Genomic DNA, 3,303 nt, shown 5'->3' with positions numbered 1-3,303 from the left:
TCAGCATGAGTGTGGGAGTATGTCACGTACCTTTAAGGCTGAGCGCAGAGGGATCCCATGGCGATCATCGTCCTGAAAGCCTGGTATTTGGATTCGGTGTTGTCTGCTTCTCAAGTCCAACAGAGGGCCCCCGACCTGCGCCTAAGCCGTACCGGCCTCTTGAAAACGGCGATGCGGGCCGACTTTCTCGACGATGTGGAGCAGGTGAAGGCTTCCGTATGGTGGCAGCGCTACCTGGAAGGAGAGCTGGTGGAGTTTTACATAGAAGGCAGCGGCGCCTACAGCATCTCCAACCTCGATTTGATCAGCCGTGAGATCTACTTTAATAAGCGGGCCACCCTGAACATGACCGAGCCGGTCATCTACTTCTGCGGCCAATCGGATTACCCCGACTCCAGCGCCACTCTGCACCGGGCATTGCAAGCCGTGGTAGAGACCCTCAATCGCAACCACGGGCCGGTTGTGCCCCTACAGCTTCAGGGATCCCTTCCCGCCGAGGCCGAGACCCCGCTCATCGACGCGGCCTTGATTCGCAAGCTCAAGCACGCGCTGCTGGTGGTGGCCGATGTAACCCCTGTGCAGGTGAATGGCCGGGGGCGTCCCCTACCCAGCCCCCAGGTCTGTCTGGAGTTGGGCTATGCCCTGCAATCGAAGCGCCCTGAACAATTGCTGCTGGTACAACTCCCCCGCGACGGCATCGAGGGATCCTTTCCCTTTGAGGTAGAGGGCAGCAGTTTTTTGAAAATCGCCGATCCCCAGCATCTGTCCGATCAATTGGGAGCCGAGATCGCCCGGCAGTTGCAGCGCAACCGGGTTATCTCCCTCTAGCCAGCAGCACCTATCCAACCTCCCCTCGCAGCCGTTAGACTCTTGGAGATGGTCACTCCTGGCCATGGAGGATCTGGCTCCCCGAAACCCAAACAGCCTCCATCGTCGCTACCTTTTCTCCCCTTGTGAACCATGACCCTGGCTAACGCAAATCCTTTGGTTTCGCCGGATCGCTCTGCGGCAGGTTGGCAGAGAGGTCTGAACAGCATAATGTTCCTGCTGCTGTTGGGGGTTCCCCTATCTTGGGTGGGGCACTTCCGGGGCTGGGATCCCAACCTGGTTTTCCTCTGTGCGGCTTTGGCGGTGGTGGCCTTGGCGAAGTTTATGGGTCAGGCCACGGAAGAGATCGCGGCCTTGACAGGGCCGACAGCTGGGGGGCTGATCAACGCCACCTTTGGCAATGCAGCGGAGTTGATCATCGGCTTGGTGGCACTGCGGGCGGGGTTGGTGGATGTGGTGAAAGCCTCCATCACCGGCGCGATCATCAGTAACCTGCTCCTGGTGGCCGGCTTGGCCATGTTTTTGGGCGGGATCAAGTTTCGGGAGCAGAGCTTTCGACCCGAGGTGGCCCGCATGAATGCCTCGGTGATGAACCTGGCGGTGGTGGCCTTGATCTTGCCCAGCGTGGTCACCTATGCCGATGCCAACTTGGGGGAGATCTCCATCCAAGAGCTATCCACGGCGGTAGCCCTGGTGCTGATCGGGGTTTACGGTCTTACTTTGCTGTTTTCCCTCAAAACCCACAGCTACCTCTACACCCTTCACGAAGCGGAAGCCGCAGAAGATGAGGCGGCCAGTCGCCTGGCCCCCAATCCGGTTTTGCAGGCGGAGGGATCCATTCCCCAAGTGCTGACGGCTCCACCTGAGCGGGCCGGTTTGGGGTTTTGGGTGCTGATCCTCTTGGGGTTGACGGTGCTGGTGGCGCTGGAGTCGGAACTGTTGGTGAGCACTCTAGAGGATACGCTGGAACACTTTCACATGACGCCGCTGTTTATGGGGGTGATTTTGTTGCCGATCATCGGCAACGCGGCAGAGCATGCGACGGCGATCACGGTGGCCATGAAAGACAAGATGGATCTCTCCTTCTCGGTGGCGCTGGGCTCGACGATGCAGATTGCCCTGTTTGTGGCACCCCTGCTGGTGCTGGCCGGGGATGTGCTGCATCAGCCCATGAACTTTAACTTCGGCATGGTGGAGTTGGTGGCCATTGCAGTCTCGGTGCTGCTGATCAATTCCGTCAGCAGCGATGGGCGCTCCAACTGGCTGGAAGGGCTACTGCTCTTGGCCACCTATGCCATCCTCGGGATTGCTTTCTTCTTTCTGGAGTGAGGCGTTAAAGTGTTCTGCACCGCTGACGCAAACGGCTCATGCTGCGAAGCTGCGAATGGTGCCCCGCACCGCTGACGGGAACGGTAGGCAGGCCGAAGCCGAGGAAAACGGGATCCCTGTTGTGGCCTCTCCTTTTCGGTGCATCTTTTGCCCTATCCCCCATAGGCGGGCCCGCATGGGGGCAGGAAGCTGCTGAAAACAACGGCACCGCCCCCAACCTGCCTTTGCTCAACCGTTTGGATGCCCTAGAAGAGCTGCGGCAAGCGCTTAGCCTCCCCACCTCCTCTGTCCAGGCGGAGGCCGTGACGCTGGATGGGCGGCATTTGTTTGTGGTTACTGCTCCCCAGGGGGATCCCGGCAGCCTGCCGCCGGTGTTGCAGCGGGTACGCTCCATTGAACAAACCCTGCACCAGTTGGCCAGCGCCGGATTCGATCCAGAGGCGCTGCAGGTTGAAGTCACCCTGGACGGCCAGACCAACCAGCCTGTTATCCGGGTGAATGGGCGACATTTGCTAACCATCACCTCCCTCGATGCTCAATTCCAGGGCGCCCAACCCATGGACTGGGCTGAGCAGGTAGCCGGCATTGTTGAGGAAGCGCTGCGCACTTCGCAACGGGAGCGGCAGCCTCAATTTTTGCGCCGCCAAGCGGTGATTGCCCTCGGCATCTTGGCCGTGGCGGGCAGCCTGAGCCAGCTCTGCCAGCGAAAACGGCGACGGCTGCAGCAAAAACGCGATGCCCTGCAGACGGAATACCAGGCCATCCAAGCAGAGATTCAGGAGCGCCTAGCGGGGGAAGAGCAGCCGGGCGTGGATCCCGTCTTGGTCGAACAACAGGCCGGACGCAAACGGCAGGAATCCTATTTAGAGCTGCAAATTCGCCTGCTGCGCCTGGTGCAAATTGGCCTGTGGGTGGGCGGAGTTGGGGTGAGCTTGGGCCTTTTCCCACAAACGCGACCCCTGCAAACGTTTTTCCTGGTTTCGCTGCGCGGCCCTCTGTTGCGGTTGGTAGGGGTGGGTCTGGCCACCTATGGCAGTGTCTGGCTGAGTGGACTGGTACTGGATAACCTCTTTGCTGCCCTGCGCCAAGAGCAAAATGCCCCCACCTATCGCCTCAGCAAACGCCTCAGCACCTTTGCCAGCGTCT

General features: G+C 60.0%; 3 protein-coding genes. All 3 read left to right on the top strand.

The features are described 5' to 3' along the window. The first annotated feature begins 57 nt into the window (after positions 1 to 57). The gene (locus NW820_RS09555) at positions 58 to 828 is read left to right on the top strand and encodes a hypothetical protein (RefSeq protein ID WP_414329723.1); all 771 of its coding nucleotides are present in this window, start codon (positions 58 to 60) and stop codon (positions 826 to 828) included. Positions 829 to 1,038: 210 nt separating this feature from the next. Continuing rightward, positions 1,039 to 2,157 (top strand): calcium/proton exchanger, encoded by a 1,119-nt coding sequence (gene cax / locus NW820_RS09550; protein ID WP_414407355.1) that lies wholly within the window; start codon positions 1,039 to 1,041, stop codon positions 2,155 to 2,157. Positions 2,158 to 2,195: 38 nt separating this feature from the next. Beyond that, positions 2,196 to 3,303: hypothetical protein (locus NW820_RS09545; RefSeq protein WP_414407354.1), on the top strand; the 1,108-nt coding region annotated here is incomplete at its 3' end.

This window comes from Synechococcus sp. R55.7, from assembly GCF_047461955.1.
Lineage (GTDB): Bacteria > Cyanobacteriota > Cyanobacteriia > Thermostichales > Thermostichaceae > Thermostichus.
This window is presented reverse-complemented; position numbering and strand designations above follow the sequence as displayed.